A 21,145-nucleotide genomic window follows, 5' to 3' on the forward strand; every position below is an offset into this window, starting at 1 on the left:
GCTATTGCTCCCGGCTCAGCGGTTACCGCGACGGCTCATGAAGGCCAGGCGCTCGAGCAACTGCACGTCCTGTTCGTTCTTGACCAGGGCCCCGGCCAGCGGCGGGATGGCCTTGGTCGGGTCGCGTTCGCGCAGCACCGCTTCGCCGATGTTGTCGGCCATCAGCAGCTTGAGCCAGTCGACCAGTTCGGAGGTGGACGGCTTTTTCTTCAGGCCCGGCACCTTGCGCACGTCGAAGAACACGTCCAGCGCTTCGCTGACCAGGTCCTTCTTGATGTTCGGGTAGTGCACATCGACGATCTGCTGCAGGGTGTCGCGGTCGGGGAAGGCGATGTAGTGGAAGAAGCAGCGGCGCAGGAAGGCGTCCGGCAGCTCTTTTTCGTTGTTCGAGGTAATGATGATGATCGGGCGCTGCTTGGCCTTGATCGTCTCGTTGGTTTCGTAAACGTAGAACTCCATCCTGTCCAGTTCCTGCAACAGGTCGTTGGGGAACTCGATGTCGGCCTTGTCGATTTCGTCGATCAGCAGAATGACCCGCTCGTCGGACTCGAAGGCCTCCCAGAGCTTGCCTTTCTTCAGGTAGTTGCGCACGTCGTGCACCTTGTCGACGCCCAGTTGCGAGTCGCGCAGGCGGCTGACCGCGTCGTACTCGTAGAGCCCCTGGTGGGCCTTGGTGGTCGACTTGATGTGCCAGGTGATCAGCTTGGCGCCAAAGGATTCGGCCAACTGCTCGGCAAGCATGGTCTTGCCGGTGCCCGGTTCACCCTTGACCAGCAGCGGCCGCTCTAGGGTGATCGCTGCGTTGACTGCCAGTTTCAGGTCGTCTGTTGCGACATAAGCGCTGGTGCCTTCGAACTTCATGAACCGATCCTCTAACGTAGCGCCGGGGGGACATGGCCCCAGGCGGAAAAATTGTCATGCACGACTATAACGCGGGCTCCGGGCGACTGGGAACGCAGACGGCCCATTCAGTCTCTGAATGGACCGTCACTCGGTGACTCAGTCAACCTTGGGTGGCGTTTGTTCATAGTTGGCGTTGAAGGCCTGGACAAAGCCATTGCGCAGGATCTGCAAAAACGCCTCGAAGGCGCTGATATCGCGTTTATGCACGCTGCCTCTGAGCGCTACGCGGGTGGCGAACTGGTTCTTGCGCTGGTTCTTGAGCGCGGTTTCGCTGCCGCCGACCAGGGCTTCCCAGATCGAGCGGAAAAAGCCCTTGTCCTTGCTCTGAACGTCCTGTTGCCAGTTGAACACATCGACGTCGCGCAGCAACGGCTTGATGTAGCCGTTGAGCTGGCCGTTGCTGGCTTCGGCCTCGATCACCAGGTCGCCATGGCCGGCATTGAAGTCGAACTTGCCATAGGCACTGGCAAAATCGTTAAGCCGGCGCAACTCGATATCGGTGGCGCGCAAGCGAAACTTGAAGTCTTGGAAATCGCTGAAGGGGTCGAAGGTGGCGCTGCTTTCGACGCTGGCATCGCCGAGCAGGCGGGCCTTGCCGTCGAACGTGGCGTCGCGCCGGCCCTTGCGGTCCTCGACGTTGGTCAGGTTGCGGATGCTGGCATCGAGCCGGGTGGCCTTGAGGTTGACCGGCGGCGTGGAATTGAAGTTGCGAAAGCTCAGGATACCGTCGTCGATGCGGACTTCGTTGAGGGTGATGGGCAGCAGCTTTTCCAGTTGCTGACGCCAGTCGGTGCCCTGGCCGGTCTGCGAGGTCTGTTTGCTGGCACCGTCGACGAAGTTCAGCTGCGGCTTGAAGAAGGTCACTTGCGCCACTACCGCCTGGTTGTGCCACAGCGAATGCCAGCTGACCGACAGGTCGATCAAGGGTGCTTCGAGAAACGGCACCGGAACCTTGCCGCTGGTCTTGACGATGTTCAGGCCGTTGATCTTGTAGGCGCCGCGCCACAGGGCCAGGTCGACGTCGGCGATCTGCCCGCGGTATTCACCCATGTCGGCGAGCCTGTCGTTAAGGTAATTGCGTACCAGCAGCGGCAGGGTCAGGTGCAGGGCCAGCAGTAACAGGGCGATGCTCAACAGCCCCCACAGGGGCCAGCGGTAGCGACGTTTCATCGGTGACGGTTTCCGGCAGGGTAGTGATCGGTTGACCCCCGTCAGCTTCAGGGGTTCGCCGGTTGTGGACGCATTGGCGCTGCAGGCTTACCCTTGAAGTTTTCCGCCCGGTGCATAAAAGGACCCCGCCATGAGCCGTATCTTTGCTGACAACGCGCATTCCATCGGCAATACGCCGCTGGTGCAGATCAACCGCATCGCCCCTCGCGGCGTCACCGTGCTGGCCAAGACCGAGGGCCGTAACCCCGGTTATTCGGTCAAGTGCCGGATCGGCGCGAACATGATCTGGGACGCTGAAAGCAGCGGCAAGCTCAAACCGGGCATGACCATCGTCGAACCGACCTCGGGCAACACCGGCATCGGCCTGGCCTTTGTTGCCGCCGCCCGGGGTTACAAGCTGCTGCTGACCATGCCGGCGTCGATGAGCATCGAGCGGCGCAAGGTGCTCAAGGCCCTGGGTGCGGAGTTGGTGCTCACAGAGCCGGCCAAGGGCATGAAAGGTGCAATCGAAAAAGCCAATGAAATCGTTGCTGGCGATCCGTCGGCTTACTTCCTGCCCGGCCAGTTCGAGAACCCGGCCAACCCGGCGATCCATGAGAAGACCACCGGCCCGGAAATCTGGAACGATACCGACGGCGCGGTCGATGTGCTGGTCGCCGGTGTCGGCACCGGCGGCACCATTACCGGGGTGTCGCGCTATATCAAGAAGACCCAGGGCAAGGCGATTCTCTCGGTAGCGGTCGAACCGATCGTCTCGCCGGTGATCACCCAGGCCCGTGCCGGTGAAGAGATCAAGCCCAACCCGCACAAGATCCAGGGCATCGGTGCCGGTTTTGTGCCGAAGAACCTCGACTTGAGCATGGTCGATCAGGTCGAGCTGGTCAGTGACGAGGAGTCCAAGGCCATGGCCCTGCGCCTGATGCAGGAAGAGGGCATCCTCTGCGGTATTTCCTCCGGAGCGGCCATGGCTGCGGCGGTGCGCCTGGCGGAAAAGCCGGAGATGCAGGGCAAGACGATCGTCGTGATTCTGCCGGATTCTGGTGAGCGTTACCTGTCGAGCATGCTGTTTTCCGACCTGTTCACCGAGCAGGAAAACCAACAGTAAGTCGCGGCGGTGCTGATCCCGGGCAATAACCGGCGCCGCTGTTTGTTGCACAATCCTTAACACTGATTCCCGGTCCCGCAGGTTTTCACTGGGACCGGATCGGTTAATATGTTCGATTAATTCGGCAGTGATGGCCTGATCGAAATTCCAAGGAGTGTTGCATGACTTTTTCCTTTGTCGCCAAGGCAGGTGTATTGCTGCTGTTTTTCGGCAGCACGTTGTATGTGCACCTGCGCGGCAAGGCGCGTTTGCCATTGTTGCGCCAGTTCGTCAACCATTCGGCGCTGTTTGCCCCTTACAACGCCCTGATGTACCTGTTTTCCGGTGTGCCGTCCAAACCTTACCTGGAGCGCAAGCGCTTCCCCGAGCTCGACGTGCTCAAGGACAACTGGGAAGTCATCCGCGAAGAGGCCATGCACCTGTTCGACGAGGGTTACATCCGCGCAGCCGAAAAAGACAACGACGCCGGCTTCGGCTCGTTCTTCAAGAAGGGCTGGAAGCGTTTTTACCTGAAGTGGTACGACAAGCCGCTGCCCTCGGCCGAGGCGCTGTGCCCCAAGACCGTCGAGCTGGTCAACAGCATCCCCAACGTCAAGGGCGCGATGTTCGCCTTGCTGCCCGGCGGCAGTCACCTGAATCCGCACCGCGATCCGTTTGCCGGCTCCCTGCGTTATCACCTGGGCCTGTCGACGCCGAACTCCGACGATTGCCGGATCTACGTCGATGGTCAGGTGTATGCCTGGCGCGACGGTGAAGACGTGATGTTCGACGAAACCTATGTGCACTGGGTCAAGAACGAAACCGAAACCACCCGGGTGATCCTGTTCTGCGACGTCGAGCGGCCGCTCAACAGCCCGCTGATGACCCGCATCAACCGCAAGGTCAGTGCGTTCCTCGGCCGCGCCACCGCGCCGCAGAACACCGATGACGAACGCGTGGGCGGCATCAACCAGGCCTATGCCTGGAGCAAGCGCTTCAGCAACGTCATCAGCAACCGGGTCAAGCAGTTCAAGCGGGCCAACCCCAAGGCCTACCGGGTGTTGCGTCCGGTGCTGGCGGTGGTGGTTGCCTATCTGCTGTACCGCTGGTTGTTCTGATTGTTTCGGGCCGCTTTGCGGCCCATCGCCGGCAAGGCCGGCATCTGCATTCACCACCGACTTGCCAGCCTGAAACAGGCTGGTCTATAGTCACCCCACTTCACCTCACCGAAGACCTGCTCATGCCAGCGTCCTGCCCATCCACCGTATTCGCTACCGCGCCTGACGCGGTTGTCGTTGTGCGTGGGAATCAGCAGCCGGCCATGATCAGTCACTACCCACCACCTGTCAGTAGCGTGGTCGTGTGCGTCGTCGCACCGCCAGCAGTGGTAGTGCTGGGCTAAGCGGCCAATGGCTGCGTCCCCACACACCTGCACCCTACTGAATACGGTTGGCTGCCCCTCGCGGGTAGCACCGTTCGGCTTATCTGCCCGAATTACAGGTGGCATTCATGTCTGTTCTATCGAAACAATCCGTGGTCTCGGCGGCCACTACCAGCCTGTTCGTCCTGCTCTGGAGTAGCGGGGCGATCGTCTCCAAGCTTGGCCTGGCTCACGCCAGCCCCTTTGCCTTCCTGCTGCTGCGTTCGGCCCTGGCCCTGGCGGGCCTGCTGTTGCTCAGCCCCTTGCTCAAGCTGCACTGGCCGCGCACCCGCCCGGCGGTGTTGCAAGCCCTGGCCACCGGTTGCGTGCTGCTGGGCGCTTATCAGATCTTCTACCTGCTGGCGCTCAACACCCACGTCACGCCCGGGGTCATGGCCACGGTCATGGGCGTGCAACCGATCCTCACCGTGGTGCTGATGGAACGCCAGCGTTCCTGGAGCCGGTTGTTCGGCCTGGGCCTGGGCTTGAGCGGCTTGATCATGGTGGTCTACCAAGGCATCAACCTCGGCGGTGTGTCGCTGGCCGGGATGCTGTTTGCCTTGCTGGCGCTGATGAGCATGACCTTTGGTTCGATCATGCAAAAGCGCCTCACCAGTAACCCCATGGGCACCTTGCCACTGCAATACCTTGCCGGGCTGATGATGTGTGCAGTATTTGCGCCGTTTCAGCCGCTGCAGGTGGAACTGACCGACAGCTTCATCGGCGCCTTGCTGTGGATGGGCCTGGTGGTGTCGCTGCTGGCGACTTTGCTGTTGTACCGGTTGATCGCCAAGGGCAACCTGGTCAATGTCACCAGCCTGTTCTACCTGGTGCCGGCCGTCACTGCGGTGATGGACTACCTGATCTTCGGTAACCGCCTGGCGGCGCTCAGCTTGTTGGGCATGGGGCTGATCGTCATTGGCCTGCTGTTCGTGTTCCGCAAGCCCGCTGCCGCGCAGGCGCAACTGCAAGCTGACTAGCACTGCTTGCCGCCCGGCAAAACGCCGGGCGGCAAACCTGCGCCCTCAGGGCTACGGATTAACCTGTCAGGCGCGAACCGGCTTGCCAACCGCCGCAGGCTTGAGCACCAGCCACAACGCCACGGCAATCAACAGCCCGCCGTACAGATGCGCCAGCGACAACGGCTCATCCAGCAGCCAGGCGCCCCACAGCACACCGAAGGCCGGGATCATGAAGGTCACAGTGCTGGATTTGACCGGGCCGATCTCGCTGATCAGGCGAAAGTAAAGGATGTAGGCAAAGGCGGTACACACCAGCCCCAAGCCCAGCAGCGACCCCCACACCTCCCAACCGCCCCAGCTTGCCGGTGGCTGGGTCAGCACGCTGTAGCCGAACAACGGTAACAACAGCAAGGTCGCGCCCATCATGCTGCCCAGCGCCGACAAGCGGCTGTCGAGGCCGCCCTGGTGATCGAGCCAGCGCCGGGCCAGAAAGCCGGCCAGGCCATAACAGGCGGTTGCCGCCAGGCACGAGAGGGCGCCTTGCAGCAGTTTCGCGTCAAACGCCACCGGGCCCGCGCCACTGAGTATGCCGACACCGAACAAACCAAGGAAAATGCCGCTGAGCTTGGCCAGGGTCAGTGGTTCACGAAAGCACAGCGCGCCAATCAGCACGCCCATCAACGGCGTGGTGGCATTGAAGATTGCCGAGTAGCCGGCCGGCAACACTTGGGCCGCCACTGAATACAGCGTGGCTGGAATCCCTGAGTTGATCATGCCCAGCACCAGACAGGCCCTGAGCTTGCCGTTGAAGTCCCAGCGCACCCGCAGCAGGGCAAGAATCACCAGCAGGCCGAGGCAGGCGATGGAAACGCGGAAAAACGCCGTGGGCAGGGTGCCGAGCACCGGCGCAATGATGCGCATGAACAGAAAGCTCGCCCCCCAGACAGCAGCGAGTATCAACAGGCGGGTAATGGCGATAGGGCTCATGGGCTCTCCGGGTCCTTTGGGGGCAGGGCGCGAGTTTACGTTACAAACCGGGCCATGCTCTCTCCCTTTCTTGCGCTTGAATTCCGCGTTCGGCGAGATTGGCCGATACACCCGCGCCAACAGGCTTTCCCTGCCCGTGGCGACTGGCTAAGCTCAGGCTTTGACATTCCCGCAGAGGTCTGACGTATGCCCCAGCAATGGCCGGCCGCCGATATCGCCCGGATGATCCTCGATGGCTTCGATGATTATCGTGAACATTTCCGGCAGATCACCGACGGCGCCCGCGAGCGGTTCGAGCAGGCCCAGTGGCAACAGACCCAAAGCGCCTCGGCGGCGCGCATCAACCTCTATGAGGAAAAGGTCAGCGAGGTCAGTGGCTGGCTGCGTCAGGGTTTCGAGGACGAGGTGCTGCTCGACGTCTCGCTGTGGCCGCTGGTCAAGAGTGCCTATATCGGCCTGATTGATCCGCGCCTGGACGATGAACTGTCGGAGACCTGGTACAACTCGATCTTCTGTAGCCTGTTCAGCCATGACCTGATCAGCGATGGCTGCATGTTCATCCATACCACTCGGCCATCGCTGCGCAGTCACGAGCGGGCGGCGCAAACCCGAATCTATCGGCCGCAAAGCGGCCTTGGCGCGTTGCTGGCGCAGGTCTTCGCCGACTACCGCTTCGATGTGCCGTACGCGGACCTTGCCGGCGACCTGGCGCGCCTTGAAGCGCAGCTGCGGGAAAACCTGCCGGACTGGGTGTGCAAGGACCCGGCCCTGGCCGTCGAGCTGTTTTCTTCGGTGCTGTACCGCAACAAGGGCGCCTACCTGGTCGGGCGCCTGTACACCCAGGACGAGCAATGGCCGCTGGTGATCCCGCTGTTGCACCGCGAAGGCCACGGCATCGAGATCGACGCGCTGATCACCGACGAAGCCGAGGTGTCGATCATCTTCTCCTTCACTCGTTCCTACTTCATGGTCGATGTGCCGGTACCGGCCGAGTTTGTCGGTTTTCTCAAACGCATCCTGCCGGGCAAGCACATCGCGGAGCTGTACACCTCGATCGGGTTCTACAAACACGGCAAATCGGAGTTCTACCGGGCCTTGATCAACCACCTGGCCGGCACCGATGACCGTTTCATCATGGCCCCGGGCGTGCGTGGCATGGTCATGAGCGTGTTTACCCTGCCGGGCTTCAACACCGTGTTCAAGATCATCAAGGACCGCTTCTCGCCGTCCAAGAGCGTCGATCGCGCTACGGTGATCGAAAAGTACCGCCTGGTAAAAAGCGTCGACCGCGTCGGGCGCATGGCCGATACCCAGGAGTTTGCCGATTTTCGCTTCCCCCTGAGCAAGTTCGAGCCTGAGTGCCTGGCCGAACTGCTGGAAGTGGCGCCGTCCACCGTCGAAGTGCACGGTGACACGGTGCTGATCCGCCACTGCTGGACCGAACGGCGCATGACCCCGCTCAACCTCTACCTGGAAAACGCCAACGACGCCCAGGTGCGCGAGGCCCTGGAGGACTATGGCCTGGCCATCAAGCAACTGGCCGCGGCGAATATCTTTCCGGGTGACATGCTGTTGAAGAACTTCGGCGTCACCCGCCACGGGCGCGTAGTGTTCTATGACTATGACGAGATCTGCTTTCTCACCGAGGTGAACTTCCGCTACATCCCGCCGCCGCGTTTCCCCGAGGATGAAATGGCCTCCGAGCCTTGGTATTCGATCGGGCCGTTGGATGTGTTTCCCGAGGAGTTCCCGCCGTTCCTGTTTGCCGATAGCGGTCAACGCCGCTTGTTCAGCCAGTTGCATGGTGAGTTGTACGATGCCGACTACTGGAAAAGCCTGCAGGCGGCGATCCGCGGCGGCAAGGTGATCGATGTGTTCCCGTATCGGCGCAAGTGCCGGGAGAGCTGAACAACATCGCGGGGCAAGCCCGCTCCCACAGGAATGAGGGTGAATCTGTGGGAGCGGGCTTGCCCCGCGATCGAGCGCGTAGCGGTCGTATGCCAGGCAACTCCTGGTTTGCTGACTGTACTGGCCTCATCGCGGGTCAAGCCCGCTCCTACAGCTGAATGCGGCCGCTACCCCTTCAAGCACTTCAACTCGCTGAAACTCTGCCGCACCTGCCCAAGCTTCTGCTCCAGGTGCTGGCGCTGTTGCTCGCTGCTCTGTGCCATCACATCCACCAGCAACCGCCGCGCCTCCTGCTCGGTGCGCTGGAAGGCGATCCGGTACTCCGGTGTCCACAGGCTTTCGCGCTTCTTCAGGAGGATTTCCAGGCGCGGCTCGAAGCTGTCGCTGTAACGCTGGTCCATGGCCGCGCTGAACTGCGCCTGCCAATGGGCGCGGTTGGCGATCCACTGGCGGTTCTGTTCACCCAGGCTTTGTGACCAGGTCATGACCCGCAGTTTCTGTTGCGCGCTGAGCTCGCCGAGCCAGGTGCTCAGGCGTTTTTCCATGCGCTCGGCGCGGCGTTCGATTTGCCGTGCCAGCGGTGTATTGACATATTTGGCCTGGCGCTCGCGGATGTCGTCGGCAAAGGCTTCGCGCATTTCCCGCACCTGCTCATCATCCATGCTGCGCAACAGTTCGGCGGCCGACGGGGTGATCTGCTCGGCAACCTTGGCAATGGCCTGGCGGGCTTCCTGGGTGCGTACCTGCAGTTGCTGGTCGGTCACCGCATTGCTGGCGACCATCGCCTGGATTTCGTCGATCCAGGTCAGGTAGCCGGGCAATTGCGTACGACAATGCCAGGCCAGTTGCTGTTTGAGTCGATCGTTGAGCCAGGTTTTCTGCTGGCGGTTCATGCTCAGGTAGTCGTTCAGCGACCAGGGCACCAGCATGTCGAGGTTGCGGTAGGCCAGGTCGACACGGTTGCAGGCGATGACCAGCAAGGCCGATATCACCAGCAACAGCACGGTGCGCAGGTACTTGGACAGGCAGGCGTACATGAGCGGATCCTTGCGAAGGCTTGCTTGTCTTTATAGAACAGGGCGCGCCTTCACGGTTCATTTTGCTGACGGGCCGTCATCGGCAACCGGGCGCAATCGCCGCGTGAGGTGTAGAATGCCCCGCTCGCAACGAGGATTTCCGGAAATGGCTTTAGTTGGGCGTTACAACACTTTGCAAGTGGTCAAGCACACGGACTTCGGTCTGTACCTGGACGGCGGGGCGGACGGCGAAATCCTCCTGCCTAACCGTTACATCCCCAAGGATACGCCCACCGAGGTTGAAGACTGGCTGAACGTCTTCGTCTACCTCGACAGCGAAGACAAGCTGATCGCCACCACGGAAAAGACCAAGTTGCAGGTGGGTGACTTCGCCAGCCTCAAGGTCAAGGAAATCAACAGTATCGGCATTTTCCTCGACTGGGGCCTGCCCAAAGACCTGCTGATGCCGTACTCCGAAGAAAAACGCCAGATGAAGGCCGGCGAGTACTGCGTGGTGCACGCTTACCTCGATAAGCGCACCCGCCGCATCACCGCCACCGCGCGCCTGGACCGTTACCTGGACAAGGTGCCGGCGAACTACAAGGTTGGCCAGGAGGTTGACTTGCTGGTGGTCGAAGAAACCCCGATGGGCTTCAAGGCGATCATCAACAACAAGCACTGGGGCCTGATTCACAAGAATGAAGTGTTCAAGTTCCTGCGTTCGGGCAAGCAGGAGAAGGGCTACATCAAGGAACTGCGCAGCGACGGCAAGATCGCCCTGAGCCTGCAGCCCATCGGCCAGGACCTGGCCAACAGCCTGCACGACAAGATCCTCGCCAAGCTCAAGGACGCCAACGGCGTGCTGCCGGTCAGCGACAAGAGCGACCCGCAGTTGATCAGCGACCTGTTCGGGGTCAGCAAGGGCAACTTCAAGAAGGCCATCGGCGCCTTGTACAAGGATGGCCGCATCGTCATCCACGCCGACCGCATCGAACTGGCCTGATCAGACCTGCTTGAAGCCTGCGAAACTCAGGTTCTCACCGCCTGGGCGCAGGTCTTTGAGCAGCGAATCGCGATCGGCACTCAGCGCCAGGCTGATGGTCGAGCGGCGCTTGCCCGGGTGGCGGATTTCCATTTTTTCCTGATGGGCCTGCAGGTAGTTCACCGGCACCTTCAAATGCTGCAGCTCGTCAGTTTCCGGGGTGTGCAGCAGCAGGTTGACCCAGTCGGGCTGGCCCTTGCGCAGCAGCTTCACCGGCACATCGAACCACCACAGGCTGCGCTTGGTGTCGAGCACGGCAAACAGGGTGTTGTCGCTGTTGAGCACTGGTCGTTCCAGTTCCTGGTTGCGGCGGGCAATGGCGGTGGGTTTGTCGAGTTTCATGCAGGTTCCTACGGGTGACGCTTGAAAGGTCGCTTATTGTGCTGGCAACTCGATGAAACATAAAGCGACGTTACTCGCCGGCGTATCGATTGCCCCAAAGGCATGGCTAACGAGAACGTTGGCAAGGTCAAGGATGCGCTGCAGAAGCCTTGAACCCTGAGAACACGGACAGGACGACGGCCATCTTCGGGTGGCCGTTGTGCTATCTGCCGTAATCAATCGCAACTTTGAGGCGATCGTCGATTAGACTTCAGGACGTACCTGCCTGATGAGTGCTGTGAGGAGCCTGCCAATGACCCTCGAGCGGCGAAAGGAGACGCTATGATTTTCCCCGACCTGCGCGGCTTGCCGTTGCACCGTGTGCTGGTGCGCACGGTCAAGGAATTTCTCGATGACGAGATGTCCACCTATGCCTCGGCGCTGGCCTACCAGATGCTGTTTTCGTTGTTTCCCTTCCTGCTGTTCCTGATCGCCCTGATCGGCTTCCTGCATTTACCGGACTTTTTCTCCTGGTTGCGCCTGCAGTCGGAACTGGTATTGCCGCCCCAGGCGCTGGAGCAGGTCAACCCGGTAATCGACCAGTTGCAGCAGTCCAAGGGCGGTTTGCTCTCGGTGGGTATCGTCATTGCCCTGTGGACCGCATCGGCCGGTGTGCGGCTGATGATGAGCGCGATGAACGCAGCTTACGACGTGGTCGAGGGGCGCCCGGTGTGGAAGCGCTTTCCGCTGTCGGTGATCTACACCGTCGGCATCGCCGGCATGCTCCTGGCTGCCGCCGCGCTGATGGTGCTGGGGCCGCAGGTGATGGAGTGGATTGCCTCGCAGATTGGCATGCAGGAGTTCATCGTCACCCTGTGGACCGTGCTGCGCTGGCCGGCGATCATCATCCTGATGATGGTCGCGGTGGCGTTGATCTATTACGTCATGCCCGATGTGAAGCAGACGTTTCGCTTGATTACCCCGGGCTCGGTGCTGGCGGTGGTAGTGTGGATCATCGCTTCGCTGGGTTTTGGCTACTACGTCAAGACCTTCGCCGACTACAACGCCATGTACGGCAGTATCGGAGCGATCATTGTCCTGCTGTTGTACTTCTATATTTCCGCTGCCGTCTTGCTGTTGGGGGCTGAAATGAATGCGGTGATCGAACGCATGTCGGAGGAAAGCAAAGAGCCCGGCGAAAAAGACGTTGATGGCGTCGCCCATGAGCATGAAAAAAAGCATGTCTCCGGGCTTGGCCGTGATCATTCGCTTGATCATCAAACCACACCTGCCAGCGAACCCCTGAGTCGAAGCCATGATTCATGACATCCTGAAAATGGGCGATGAGCGCTTGCTGCGCATCGCCCCGCCCGTGCCGCAACACATGATCGGCAGCGCCGAGCTTGAACGGCTGATCGCCGATATGTTCGAAACCATGGAACATGTCGGCGGGGTGGGCCTGGCCGCGCCGCAGATCGGTGTCGACCTGCAATTGGTGATCTTCGGTTTCGAGCGCAGTGAACGCTACCCGGAGGCCGAGGCGGTGCCGCGGACCATTCTGCTCAACCCGCTGATCACGCCGTTGAGCACCGAGGTCGAGGACGGCTGGGAAGGCTGCCTGTCGGTGCCGGGGCTGCGTGGCGTGGTGCCGCGCTACCAGCGGATTCGCTACGAAGGCGTTGACCCGCAAGGGCAGCCAATTGTGCGCAACGCCGAGGGCTTTCATGCCCGGGTGGTGCAGCATGAATGCGATCACCTGATCGGCCGCCTTTATCCCTCGCGCATCCACGACTTCAGCCGCTTCGGTTATACCGAGGTGCTGTTCCCCGGGCTGGACCCGGCCAGCGACGACTGACCCCGCAGCATTGCCAACAAGGGCTTGCTGCGCTGGTAGCGGGCCAGGCGCTCGGCCAAGGGCGCGGGCAGGGCGCCGGTGCTGCTGAACGCCTGGCGGGCATAGAAGCCCTCCAGGGCCGGGTGGCAGAACAGCCAGATATTCCCTGGCAGTTCGGCCGCTGCCGCTTCGATCAGTTGGCGGGCGACCTGCTGGCCGCGCCACGCGGGGGCGACGAACAAGCCGGTCAGCCAATGGCCGCCGGGCACGTCACTCAGGCACAACGCCGCGACGATTTCCTCGGCCCTGGCCACCCACAGCTGGCCCTGGGCAGCCGCGCGCATGGGCGAACCGTGGTTTCGGTAGAATTTATTCAGCAAGGGCCGCTCGGGCGCAAGCAGCCGGCAGTAGCGTAATCGGGTCACTGGTTTGATCTGGCAAAGGCTCTACACCGGGCTTTTACACTGGAAGGCAAAAACTGTCGAGAGCGTTGTACCGAGGCTATTGTTGCAAAAGCAGTAACAGTGAATGTCCGGCTTCGTGATTTAACCGCCCGAAGTACCTTGTAGACTAACCACATCCCACACAGAAAGTTACAGTGGGGTCGGTACTTCGTGTTATGTCCCCTTGTTTGATATAACAACTTCTCCGCGCCGTTCAAGGTAAATGAAGTCAATCGATTAGTTTGATTGCTTTGCAGGCCTATTATCATGAAACGTTTATTTGCACTTGCCCTGGTGGCTGTTTCTTCGTTCGCCCTGGCGGATGAAATCAATACTGCGGCTGCGCAACCTGTTGTTGAACAGTATGACTACAGCAGCAACCTGGATATTGCCAAAGTCATCAGTTTGTCGACCATTCCCAATGTTTGTGAAGTGGTACCGGCAACCATGACCTACGAAGACCACCAGGGGCAGCGCCACACCATCGAGTACCGCGCCATGGGTGACGGCTGCAGCAACGGCTGATACCGTTCGGCACCTCTGGGTTGCGCATTGCAGGGCTTGAGCTAGGGTCAATCGTGTCCAGGGTGGACAGTTTTCCTATCTCACATGGAGTGAATGCAATGAACAGCCCTGAGAAAAACCTGCGGCACGGCCGCGTTATTTCACCGGCCAGCCGTGGTTCCAAGACCGTTGAACTGGGATTGCTCGGCAACTGGCAAGTCAATGAAATGGAAGGCGGTAAAAACTTCCCAAGTTTGGTGGCCGGGCCGGTGCCTGCGCCCTTCCAGACGGATGCCCCCAGTGTCGTGCCACCCGCGGATGGATATATTCTAAGTGGTGGCAAACAGGACGCTCGCGACGTCGTCAATTACACGAACGCGGAAATGTCCGCCAAACTCGGCACGCCCTTTAACTGGCCGTTGTTGAATGTGACGCCGGGCCAGACCTTCCAGGTGAAGTGGGAATATACCGCAGCACATACCACCCGGGGCTATCGCTGGTTTATTACCAAAGATGGCTGGGATGTGAACAAGCGCGTCAGTCGCGCCCAGCTCGAGGCTGCGCCGTTTGCCGAAGACCTCTATCCCTACACGCCGTATTACGAGCATAAGGACAAGCTCAAGGCCAAGGTCGAACATGAGGTCAAGCTACCCAGCAACAAGCACGGCCATCATGTGATCGTCCTGCTGTGGCTGGTCGCCGATACCGGCAACGCCTTCTACCAGGCCTTCGACGTCAACTTCCAGTAACCCGCCTCACTGGCTCTCGCGCGCCAGTAGCTCACGCTTGCGCTCCACGCCCCAGCGGTAGCCCGAGAGGTTGCCATCGCTGCGCACCACCCGGTGACACGGGATGGCCACAGCCAGGGCGTTGGCCGCGCAGGCCTGGGCCACGGCGCGCACAGCCCTGGGGGAGCCAATCCGCTGGGCGATCTCGGCATAGCTGGCAGTGCTGCCGGCCGGGATCGCCCGCAAAGCCTGCCAGACCCGCTCCTGGAACGCTGTGCCGCGCAGGTCCAGTGGCAAGTCCAGGCCGATGCCCGGCACCTCGATAAAGCCCACGACCCTGGCCACCAGGGTTTCGAACCCGGCGTCGCCACCGATCAGGTTGGCCTTGGGAAACTTGTCTTGCAGGTCATTGAGCAGCGCCTGCGGGTCGTCACCGAGCAGGATTGCGCAGATCCCCCGTTCGCTCTGCGCCACCAGAATCGCCCCCAACGAACACTGGCCGATGGCAAAGCGGATGTCGGTGTTGGCGCCACCGTCACGATAGGTGCCCGGGGTCATGCCCAGGCGGGCATTGCTCGATTCGTAGAAGCGGCTGTTGGAGTTGAACCCGGCCTCGTACAAGGCGTCGGTGACCGTTGCCGACTGCTGCAATTGAACGCGTACCTTGCGCGCGCGGTGGGCCGAGGCGTAGGCCTTGGGCGTCAGCCCGGTCACCGCCTTGAACACCCGGTGAAAGTGGAACGGACTCATCTTCAGCTGTTCGGCCAGCTGGTTCAGGCTCGGCGCCGGGTCGGCGCTTTCGATCAAGGCACAGGCGCGGGTGACCTGGGCCCGGTGCTGTTCGGCGACATGGGTCTGGTCGGCGCCGCGGCGCTTGCTCGGCCGGTAGCCGGCGGCTTCGGCCTGTTCGGCGCTGTCGAAGAACTCGACATTGTCGATGCGCGGCAGGCGCGAGGTGCTGCTCGGCCGGCAGTACACACCGGTGGTGCGCACGGCGTAGACAAAGGCCTGGTCAGCGGCCGGGTCGCGGGCCAGTATGGCCTGCCAGCGCGGGTCGGATTCGCTGATCCGTGGTTTGCCTGTACTCATGACGGGGTGCTCCTGGCGTTGATCGATGGGTTCAGGCTACGGCTGCGGCTCACGGGAAGAACTCCGGGTCTTGCGTTCAAACTCGCTTGGCCGGTACCCGCCACAGGTACCAGGCGGCCACGGTCCGGTAAGGGCTCCAGCGCTTGCCCAGATCGATCATCTGCCGGCGCGTCGGTTGCTTCTCCAGGCCCTGCAAGCGGCGATAGCCCTCGCGCACGCCGAAGTCGTCGGCCGGCAGGATGTCCATGCGTTCCAGGGTATAGATCAGCAGCATCTCGACAGTCCAGCGGCCTACTCCACGCAGGTTGACCAGGCGCTCGATCAGCGCTTCATCTGCCAGTGCCGAGGCTTGTTGATAGTCCGGCACCAGCCCTTCGACCCGTGCCCGGGCGATGCCCTGGATGGTCGCCAGTTTGTTCGCCGAGAAGCCGCAACCGCGCAATTGCTCAGGGGTGGTTGCCAGCACCTGCTCGGGGCTGGGAAACCCGGTGTCCGGGTAGAGCGCCAGAAAGCGCCCGAGAATCGCATCGCCGGCCTTGGCGTGCAGTTGCTGGTAGGCGATGGCCCGCACCAGCGCCTGATACGGGTCGCGGGTGGGTTTGGGTTGATGCAGGCAAGGACCGACTGCCTCGATGTGCGCGGCCCATCGTCGGTCCAAGGCGGCGAGGTAGGTTTGCGCCTCGGCATACAAAGCGTGCTTGCTCATCAGGCCTCCAGCGCCTTTGCCACGTGCTCCAGTGCCTGTTTGAGTTCGGCCCGGCTGCCAGCCGCCGACAGGCTGATGCGGATCGCCTCTAGGTCATGCTGTTTTACCGCAAACACGTCGCCTGGCACCACCGCCACGCCGCTGGCCCGGCAGGCCTCGGTCAAGCGGGCGGCGCTGTGCCCGGCCTTGACCCAGATGTGTGGGGAAGGCTGCTGGCTATTGACCAGGTGGCTACCCAGAATTCTGCAGGCCAGGCGCCAGCGCTGGAGGACTTCCTCGCGCTGCCAGGCCAGGCGCCGCTGCGCCGTGCCATCGGCAATCCAGCGACATGCGATCTGCAGGTTCAGTGGCGACACCTGCCAATGGGTGGCCTGGGCATGGGGATCGACCTGTGCCAGCAGGGCTGGATCAGCCACGATCCAGCCCAGGCGCAGGCCGGCGCCAACGGTTTTCGACAGGCTGCTGATCAACACGCCGCGGTGCCCGAGCAGCCGCCACAGCGGTGGCTGGTCGGTCAGCGCGCCGTAGACATCATCTTCGATCACCCGCAGGTCATGGCGCTCGACCACCTCGGCGATCGCCTGTTGGCGTGCGCTGCTCATGCACGCACCGGTAGGATTGTGCAGGCTCGGGGTCAGCACCATGATGCGCGCGCCGGTGGCACGGGCGACCCGATCGAGGTCGTCTGGCACAATGCCCTGATCGTCCAGGGCGATACCATGCAGCGGCAGGCGCAACTGCCGGCAGGCGGCCTTGATACCGGGTGCGGTGAGGGCTTCGACCAGCACCGCTTCACCCGGCTGGCACAGCGACAGCAACACCGTGAACAAGCCCTGCTGGGCACCACCGCACAGCAGCAACTGCCGGTCATTGAGCTCAAGGCCACGGTTGGCCAGCCAGGCGGCACCGTGCACACGGCCGCGCAGCAACGCTTCGGCGCTCAGGTAATGGTCCAGGCAACCCGCCTGGCCGTCCTGCAACAGCACCTGCAAGGTGGTTTCGCTGTCGCGGTTGGCCGGGTCGATCACCGGTACATTGGTCGACAGGTCGATCAGGCTCGGCTGCAGGTCCTTCTGCTTGAGGCGAAACAGTGTGGCCTCCTTGCTGCCGGCCAGCACATAAGTGCCACGCCCGACTTCCCCCGAAACCAAATGCCGGGCTGCAGCTTCGCGGTAGGCCTGCTGGGTGGTGCTGGGGTTGAGCCCCAAGTTCCAGGCCAGGCGTCGTTGTGGCGGCAGACGTTCACCGACTTTCAGTTCGCCGCGCTCGATGGCGGCGGCAATGGCGTCGACCAGGGCCAGGTAGCGCGGCTGGGCATCGGCGCTGAGGGTAGGGGTCCACATTTATTGTTGGCCATGCAATATAAGAATTTACCCATACAATGCGCGGAGACTAGGATCAGGTCAAATCCGATCCTGCCGAGGTGTTTCATGTTCGACCTGCCTGCCCTGCGAGATGCTGCCCGCCTGGTTCATGCCAGCGTTCCCGCCACCGCGCAATACGCCTGGCCGCGCCTGGCCGAACGGCTGGGCTGCGAGGTCTGGGTCAAACATGAGAACCACGCGCCGACTGGCGCCTTCAAGGTGCGCGGCGGTCTGATGTATGTGCAGTGGTTGCGGGAACAGAAGCCCACGGTACGTGGCCTGGTCACCGCGACCCGTGGCAACCACGGCCAGAGCATGGCCCTGGCCGCGCGCACTGCCGGGCTGGCGATCATCATCGTGGTTCCCGAGGGCAACTCGCGGGAGAAGAATGCGGCGATGCGCGCCCTTGGCGCCCAACTGGTCGAGCACGGCGCCGACTTTGACCAGGCCCGCGAAGAGGCCGCGCGCCTGGCCGAGTTGCACGGCTTTGAGAGCGTGCCGCCGTTTCACCCCGAGCTGATTCGCGGCGTCGCCACCTATGCCCTGGAGTTGCTGGAGGCGGTGCATGCGCTCGATTGCGTCTACGTGCCGATCGGCATGGGCTCGGGCATCTGCGGGCTGATCCAGGCGCGCAACCTGCTTGGCCTGCGCACAGAAATCGTCGGCGTGGTGTCCAGTGCTGCGGACGCATTTGCCCAGAGCCTGGAGCAGGGCCGCATCGTCACCACCGCCACGGCCAATACTTTCGCCGACGGCATGGCCTGCCGCATGCCGTTGCCCGAAGCGTTCGAAATCATCCGCCAGCATGCCGCGCGCATCGTGCGCGTCAGCGATGAGGAAGTGGCCCAGGCCATGCGCATCTACCACGAAGACACCCACAACACCGCCGAAGGCGCAGGGGCCGCCGGGCTTGCCGCGCTGATCCAGGAGCGCGAGCGCCAGCAGGGGCGCAAGGTGGCGGTGATTCTCAGCGGGGCGAATATTGATCGGCAGCGGTATGCGCAGGTATTGGCGGGTGATTGAAAAATCCTGAATTGAAGCATTGGAAAAAGTGCTATCTTATTTTGATAGCATTTTCCGATGAACAATCGATATCGAAAGATCCTCGACAGCATCTTCCGCACACCGACCAGCGCCAGCCTGGTGTTTACCGACATCGAGGCGCTAGTGCTGTATCTGGGCGGGCAAGTGCAGGAACGTGAGGGCTCCAGGGTCAAGTTGATCCTGGGTGATCAGCTTTGGCGCTGTCACCGGCCGCACCCGGGCAAAGAGGCCAAGCGATATCAGGTGGAAGAAGCCCGCGAGTTTCTTCTACGGGCAGGAGTTCAACCATGAACACTATGAGCTACAAGGGCTACACCGCCCGAGTCGAATACGATCCACGGGACGATATTTTCGTCGGTCGTGTCCTGGGTGTGCGTGACATCATCAGCTTCCACGCCAGCGCCGTCATGCAGTTGCACGAGGCGTTTCACCTGGCGCTGGATGACTACCTGGCCGATTGCGCCGAGCGTGGGGTCAAGCCGGAAAAACCCGCTTCCGGCAAAGTCATGCTGCGTATCAGGCCAGAAGTCCATGCCGCGGCGACCATCGCAGCTCAATCGGCAGGCAAGAGCCTCAACCAATGGGCCGATGAAGTGTTTGAGCGTGCAGCACAAGCCTGAGTAAAGGCAATTTCTTCCAATACAGCCCGGCGAAAAACCGTTTAAATAGCGCCTGCCCTCAACAGCGGTTACGGAACGTCGATGCCTTTTTCAAATGGATTTCTGCTGAGTTTGTCGTTGTGCCTGGATATCGGCATTGCCAATATCGCCATGATCACCCTGGCCATGCAGCGAGGCTTCCTGCAGGGTTTCTGGCTGGGGCTGGGCACCTGTGTCGGTGACCTGCTGTATGCCATTGCGGCATTGGCGGGGATGACCGTGCTGCTGCAATTTGAAACGGTACGCTGGGTGTTGTGGCTGGGCGGGTCGGTGTTGCTGGTGTGGTTTGCCATCAAGATGCTGCTGGCGGCGCTGCGTGGCAACGCCCACCTGGAGACCCGTGGCGAGGTGGTCGTGGAATCGGGCTGGCGCGAGTTCATGCGCGGGATCTTCCTGGCCATGTCGTCGCCCAGCGCCATCCTTTGGTTTGCCGCGGTCGGCGGGGTGCTGATTTCCCGTTCCGGTGGCGGCAGCCTGTTCGAAGCCGGGCTGTTTCTCTCCGGTTTTTTTGCCGCCGGGCTGATCTGGTGCCTGTCGTTGTGCGGCATTGCCAGCCATGGCGGACGGTTGTTGGGGGATCGCTTGCTGACCTGGTCGTACCTGCTGTCGGCGGGCATTTTCTGCTATTTCGCCGGCTACGTGATTCTTTCCGGTTACCGCGAGTTCATCCTCGCCGTGCCTGCGGCCGCGCCGGGTCTATAATGATTCGAGACACCGGTGCGCAGGTGCCGTCAGGCAGGAGGAGCTTCGATGAAAGGTCTGGATGCAAAAAAGGCGACGAAGAAAAAACCACTGAAAACCGCCAAAGAAAAACACGCCGCCAAACGCGCCAAACGCTCAGGCGGCAGTTTTCTTTCGCAATAATGCCAAGAGCTCCGCAAGGGGCTCTTTTCGTCAGGGGCGGGCCCTCGAGCAGATTCCGAGAATGGGTAATTGCCGCTACCCTAGCGCTGGGTACGGATACGCTGTGCCCATTACCCTGGCGAACGAGGCAAAGGACATGACTCTGCAGACTCCCCCGATCAAACCCGCGCGTTTCGAAGACGGTCGTACCTTCACGGTTGCCGGACTTGGTGAGCGCTATGGCCAGGCCACCCTCCAGCAAATCCCCACCCTGTGGCAACGCTTCGAGCAGCACATTGGCCGGGTTCCCGGGCAGATAGGCGGGGAAACCTACGGGGTGTGCAGCAACGGTGATGGCCAAGGCAATTTCGACTATATCGCCGGGGTCCGGGTGCAGGACACCGATTCGCTGCCTGCCGGTTTTCAGCATGTCGAACTCAAGGCCCGACGTTATGCAGTGTTTGAGCACCACGGCAGCCTCGACAACCTCAAGGCCACCTTTCAGGCCATATGGAAGGACTGGGTGCCGGTGTCCGGCGAAACTGTGGCCAACGCGCCTGAGTTCGAGCGTTATGGCCAGGACTTCAACCCCGATGACCGCAATAGCGTGATGGAAATATGGCTGCCTCTGGAAAGCAAATGATCGAAACCTGCACCGATGTACAGCAAGACGATTGGCTTGTGCTGCGCCAGGCGCTGTGGCCCCAGTGCCCGCTGGAGGAGCACCGCCAGTCAGTGCGCGAAATCATCGAGCAGCCCCAGCGCCTGGTGGCCTTTCTGGCCCGTGACCGCGCCGGGCGCGCTTTGGGTTTTGCCGAAGCCTCGATCCGCAGTGATTACGTCAATGGCAGCAACAGTTCGCCGGTGGCCTTTCTCGAAGGCGTGTTCGTCGCGCCCCAGGCTCGGGGCCAGGGTGTTGCCGGGCACCTGATTGCGGCGGTTGAACAGTGGGGCGCCAGCCTGGGTTGCAGCGAGCTGGCCTCGGATGCTGCCCTGGACAACCACAGCAGTCACGCGATGCATGCGGCATTGGGCTTTAGTGAAACTGAGCGGGTGGTGTACTTTCTCAAGCCTTTGGCCAAGGGCTGATCTTTAGGGGGCTTCGCGGATGCGATCCT

At 61.6% G+C, this 21,145-nt stretch carries 24 protein-coding genes; 15 read left to right on the forward strand and 9 right to left on the reverse strand.

Features of this window, described 5'->3' with window-relative positions:
- Positions 1-15: 15 nt before the first annotated feature.
- On the reverse strand, positions 16-861 hold the full coding sequence (locus KHO53_RS17215) for an AAA family ATPase (protein WP_010223111.1): 846 nt from the start codon (positions 859-861) through the stop codon (positions 16-18).
- A 138-nt stretch (positions 862-999) separates the two neighbouring features.
- Positions 1,000-2,073 carry a DUF748 domain-containing protein gene (locus tag KHO53_RS17220; protein WP_010223110.1) on the reverse strand — a complete coding sequence of 358 codons (1,074 nt, stop codon included), beginning with the start codon at positions 2,071-2,073 and terminating at the stop codon, positions 1,000-1,002.
- Between the two features lie 130 nt (positions 2,074-2,203).
- Here KHO53_RS17220 and cysK point away from each other — a divergent pair, with 130 nt between their 5' ends.
- From cysK to KHO53_RS17235, 3 genes are all read left to right on the forward strand, one after another.
- Positions 2,204-3,178 carry a cysteine synthase A gene (gene cysK, locus KHO53_RS17225; protein WP_213570546.1) on the forward strand — a complete coding sequence of 325 codons (975 nt, stop codon included), beginning with the start codon at positions 2,204-2,206 and terminating at the stop codon, positions 3,176-3,178.
- A gap of 161 nt (positions 3,179-3,339) precedes the next feature.
- Positions 3,340-4,275: an aspartyl/asparaginyl beta-hydroxylase domain-containing protein gene (locus tag KHO53_RS17230; protein ID WP_036994191.1), complete on the forward strand. Its 936-nt coding sequence runs from the start codon at positions 3,340-3,342 to the stop codon at positions 4,273-4,275.
- A 391-nt stretch (positions 4,276-4,666) separates the two neighbouring features.
- Positions 4,667-5,557: a DMT family transporter gene (locus tag KHO53_RS17235; RefSeq protein ID WP_213570547.1), complete on the forward strand. Its 891-nt coding sequence runs from the start codon at positions 4,667-4,669 to the stop codon at positions 5,555-5,557.
- Positions 5,558-5,623: 66 nt separating this feature from the next.
- Here KHO53_RS17235 and KHO53_RS17240 read toward each other — a convergent pair whose 3' ends face one another.
- A complete protein-coding gene (locus KHO53_RS17240) occupies positions 5,624-6,526 on the reverse strand; it encodes a DMT family transporter (protein ID WP_036994194.1) in 903 nt (300 codons plus the stop codon).
- 186 nt (positions 6,527-6,712) lie between these two features.
- Between KHO53_RS17240 and aceK the strand changes: the two genes are divergently transcribed.
- Complete coding sequence (gene aceK / locus KHO53_RS17245; protein WP_010223105.1) at positions 6,713-8,434, forward strand: bifunctional isocitrate dehydrogenase kinase/phosphatase; 1,722 nt, start codon at positions 6,713-6,715, stop codon at positions 8,432-8,434.
- Positions 8,435-8,601: 167 nt separating this feature from the next.
- On the opposite strand, the gene KHO53_RS17250 is transcribed toward aceK, so the two are convergent.
- Positions 8,602-9,471 (reverse strand): DUF6279 family lipoprotein, encoded by an 870-nt coding sequence (locus KHO53_RS17250; protein ID WP_036994197.1) that lies wholly within the window; start codon positions 9,469-9,471, stop codon positions 8,602-8,604.
- A 145-nt stretch (positions 9,472-9,616) separates the two neighbouring features.
- Between KHO53_RS17250 and KHO53_RS17255 the strand changes: the two genes are divergently transcribed.
- Positions 9,617-10,453, forward strand: a complete 837-nt coding sequence (locus KHO53_RS17255; protein ID WP_010223103.1) for a CvfB family protein — start codon at positions 9,617-9,619, stop codon at positions 10,451-10,453.
- On the opposite strand, the gene KHO53_RS17260 is transcribed toward KHO53_RS17255, so the two are convergent.
- A complete protein-coding gene (locus tag KHO53_RS17260; protein WP_010223102.1) occupies positions 10,454-10,834 on the reverse strand; it encodes a hypothetical protein in 381 nt (126 codons plus the stop codon).
- Positions 10,835-11,155: 321 nt separating this feature from the next.
- Here KHO53_RS17260 and KHO53_RS17265 point away from each other — a divergent pair, with 321 nt between their 5' ends.
- Positions 11,156-12,139 (forward strand): YihY/virulence factor BrkB family protein, encoded by a 984-nt coding sequence (locus KHO53_RS17265; protein ID WP_010223101.1) that lies wholly within the window; start codon positions 11,156-11,158, stop codon positions 12,137-12,139.
- The gene (gene def / locus KHO53_RS17270) at positions 12,129-12,668 is read left to right on the forward strand and encodes a peptide deformylase (RefSeq protein ID WP_010223100.1); all 540 of its coding nucleotides are present in this window, start codon (positions 12,129-12,131) and stop codon (positions 12,666-12,668) included. Before KHO53_RS17265 ends, def begins: the two co-directional genes overlap by 11 nt.
- Here the strand turns inward: def and KHO53_RS17275 are convergent.
- The gene (locus KHO53_RS17275; protein ID WP_081839619.1) at positions 12,620-12,991 is read right to left on the reverse strand and encodes a GNAT family N-acetyltransferase; all 372 of its coding nucleotides are present in this window, start codon (positions 12,989-12,991) and stop codon (positions 12,620-12,622) included. The two genes, def and KHO53_RS17275, sit on opposite strands and share 49 nt — an antisense overlap.
- A 366-nt stretch (positions 12,992-13,357) precedes the next feature.
- Between KHO53_RS17275 and KHO53_RS17280 the strand changes: the two genes are divergently transcribed.
- Positions 13,358-13,615 carry a DUF2790 domain-containing protein gene (locus tag KHO53_RS17280; RefSeq protein WP_010223098.1) on the forward strand — a complete coding sequence of 86 codons (258 nt, stop codon included), beginning with the start codon at positions 13,358-13,360 and terminating at the stop codon, positions 13,613-13,615.
- Positions 13,616-13,713: 98 nt separating this feature from the next.
- Complete coding sequence (locus tag KHO53_RS17285; protein ID WP_159388241.1) at positions 13,714-14,343, forward strand: lytic polysaccharide monooxygenase auxiliary activity family 9 protein; 630 nt, start codon at positions 13,714-13,716, stop codon at positions 14,341-14,343.
- A 6-nt stretch (positions 14,344-14,349) separates the two neighbouring features.
- Here KHO53_RS17285 and ada read toward each other — a convergent pair whose 3' ends face one another.
- From ada to KHO53_RS17300, 3 genes are all read right to left on the reverse strand, one after another.
- Positions 14,350-15,411 (reverse strand): bifunctional DNA-binding transcriptional regulator/O6-methylguanine-DNA methyltransferase Ada, encoded by a 1,062-nt coding sequence (gene ada, locus KHO53_RS17290; protein ID WP_010223095.1) that lies wholly within the window; start codon positions 15,409-15,411, stop codon positions 14,350-14,352.
- A 76-nt stretch (positions 15,412-15,487) separates the two neighbouring features.
- Complete coding sequence (locus KHO53_RS17295) at positions 15,488-16,117, reverse strand: DNA-3-methyladenine glycosylase family protein (protein ID WP_010223094.1); 630 nt, start codon at positions 16,115-16,117, stop codon at positions 15,488-15,490.
- Positions 16,117-17,460 carry an aminotransferase-like domain-containing protein gene (locus tag KHO53_RS17300; protein ID WP_010223093.1) on the reverse strand — a complete coding sequence of 448 codons (1,344 nt, stop codon included), beginning with the start codon at positions 17,458-17,460 and terminating at the stop codon, positions 16,117-16,119. Before KHO53_RS17300 ends, KHO53_RS17295 begins: the two co-directional genes overlap by 1 nt.
- 87 nt (positions 17,461-17,547) lie before the next feature.
- On the opposite strand from KHO53_RS17300, the gene KHO53_RS17305 reads away from it, so the two are divergent.
- The 6 genes from KHO53_RS17305 (at position 17,548) to aac(6') (ending at position 21,116) form a co-directional block, all read left to right on the forward strand.
- The gene (locus KHO53_RS17305; RefSeq protein WP_010223092.1) at positions 17,548-18,504 is read left to right on the forward strand and encodes a threonine dehydratase; all 957 of its coding nucleotides are present in this window, start codon (positions 17,548-17,550) and stop codon (positions 18,502-18,504) included.
- Positions 18,505-18,561: 57 nt separating this feature from the next.
- On the forward strand, positions 18,562-18,816 hold the full coding sequence (locus tag KHO53_RS17310; protein ID WP_010223091.1) for a type II toxin-antitoxin system HicA family toxin: 255 nt from the start codon (positions 18,562-18,564) through the stop codon (positions 18,814-18,816).
- Positions 18,813-19,145, forward strand: coding sequence for a type II toxin-antitoxin system HicB family antitoxin (locus tag KHO53_RS17315; protein WP_213570548.1), 333 nt, complete (start codon positions 18,813-18,815; stop codon positions 19,143-19,145). The genes KHO53_RS17310 and KHO53_RS17315 overlap by 4 nt, the downstream gene beginning before the upstream one ends.
- Positions 19,146-19,226: 81 nt before the next feature.
- Positions 19,227-19,886, forward strand: a complete 660-nt coding sequence (locus KHO53_RS17320; RefSeq protein ID WP_026001317.1) for a LysE family translocator — start codon at positions 19,227-19,229, stop codon at positions 19,884-19,886.
- Positions 19,887-20,184: 298 nt separating this feature from the next.
- Positions 20,185-20,670 carry a GyrI-like domain-containing protein gene (locus tag KHO53_RS17325; RefSeq protein ID WP_010223088.1) on the forward strand — a complete coding sequence of 162 codons (486 nt, stop codon included), beginning with the start codon at positions 20,185-20,187 and terminating at the stop codon, positions 20,668-20,670.
- Positions 20,667-21,116 carry an aminoglycoside 6'-N-acetyltransferase gene (aac(6'), locus tag KHO53_RS17330; protein WP_010223087.1) on the forward strand — a complete coding sequence of 150 codons (450 nt, stop codon included), beginning with the start codon at positions 20,667-20,669 and terminating at the stop codon, positions 21,114-21,116. Before KHO53_RS17325 ends, aac(6') begins: the two co-directional genes overlap by 4 nt.
- Positions 21,117-21,145: the final 29 nt, after the last annotated feature.

It is taken from the genome of Pseudomonas sp. RC2C2 (genome assembly GCF_018390435.1).
In the GTDB taxonomy this organism is placed as follows: domain Bacteria; phylum Pseudomonadota; class Gammaproteobacteria; order Pseudomonadales; family Pseudomonadaceae; genus Aquipseudomonas; species Aquipseudomonas donghuensis.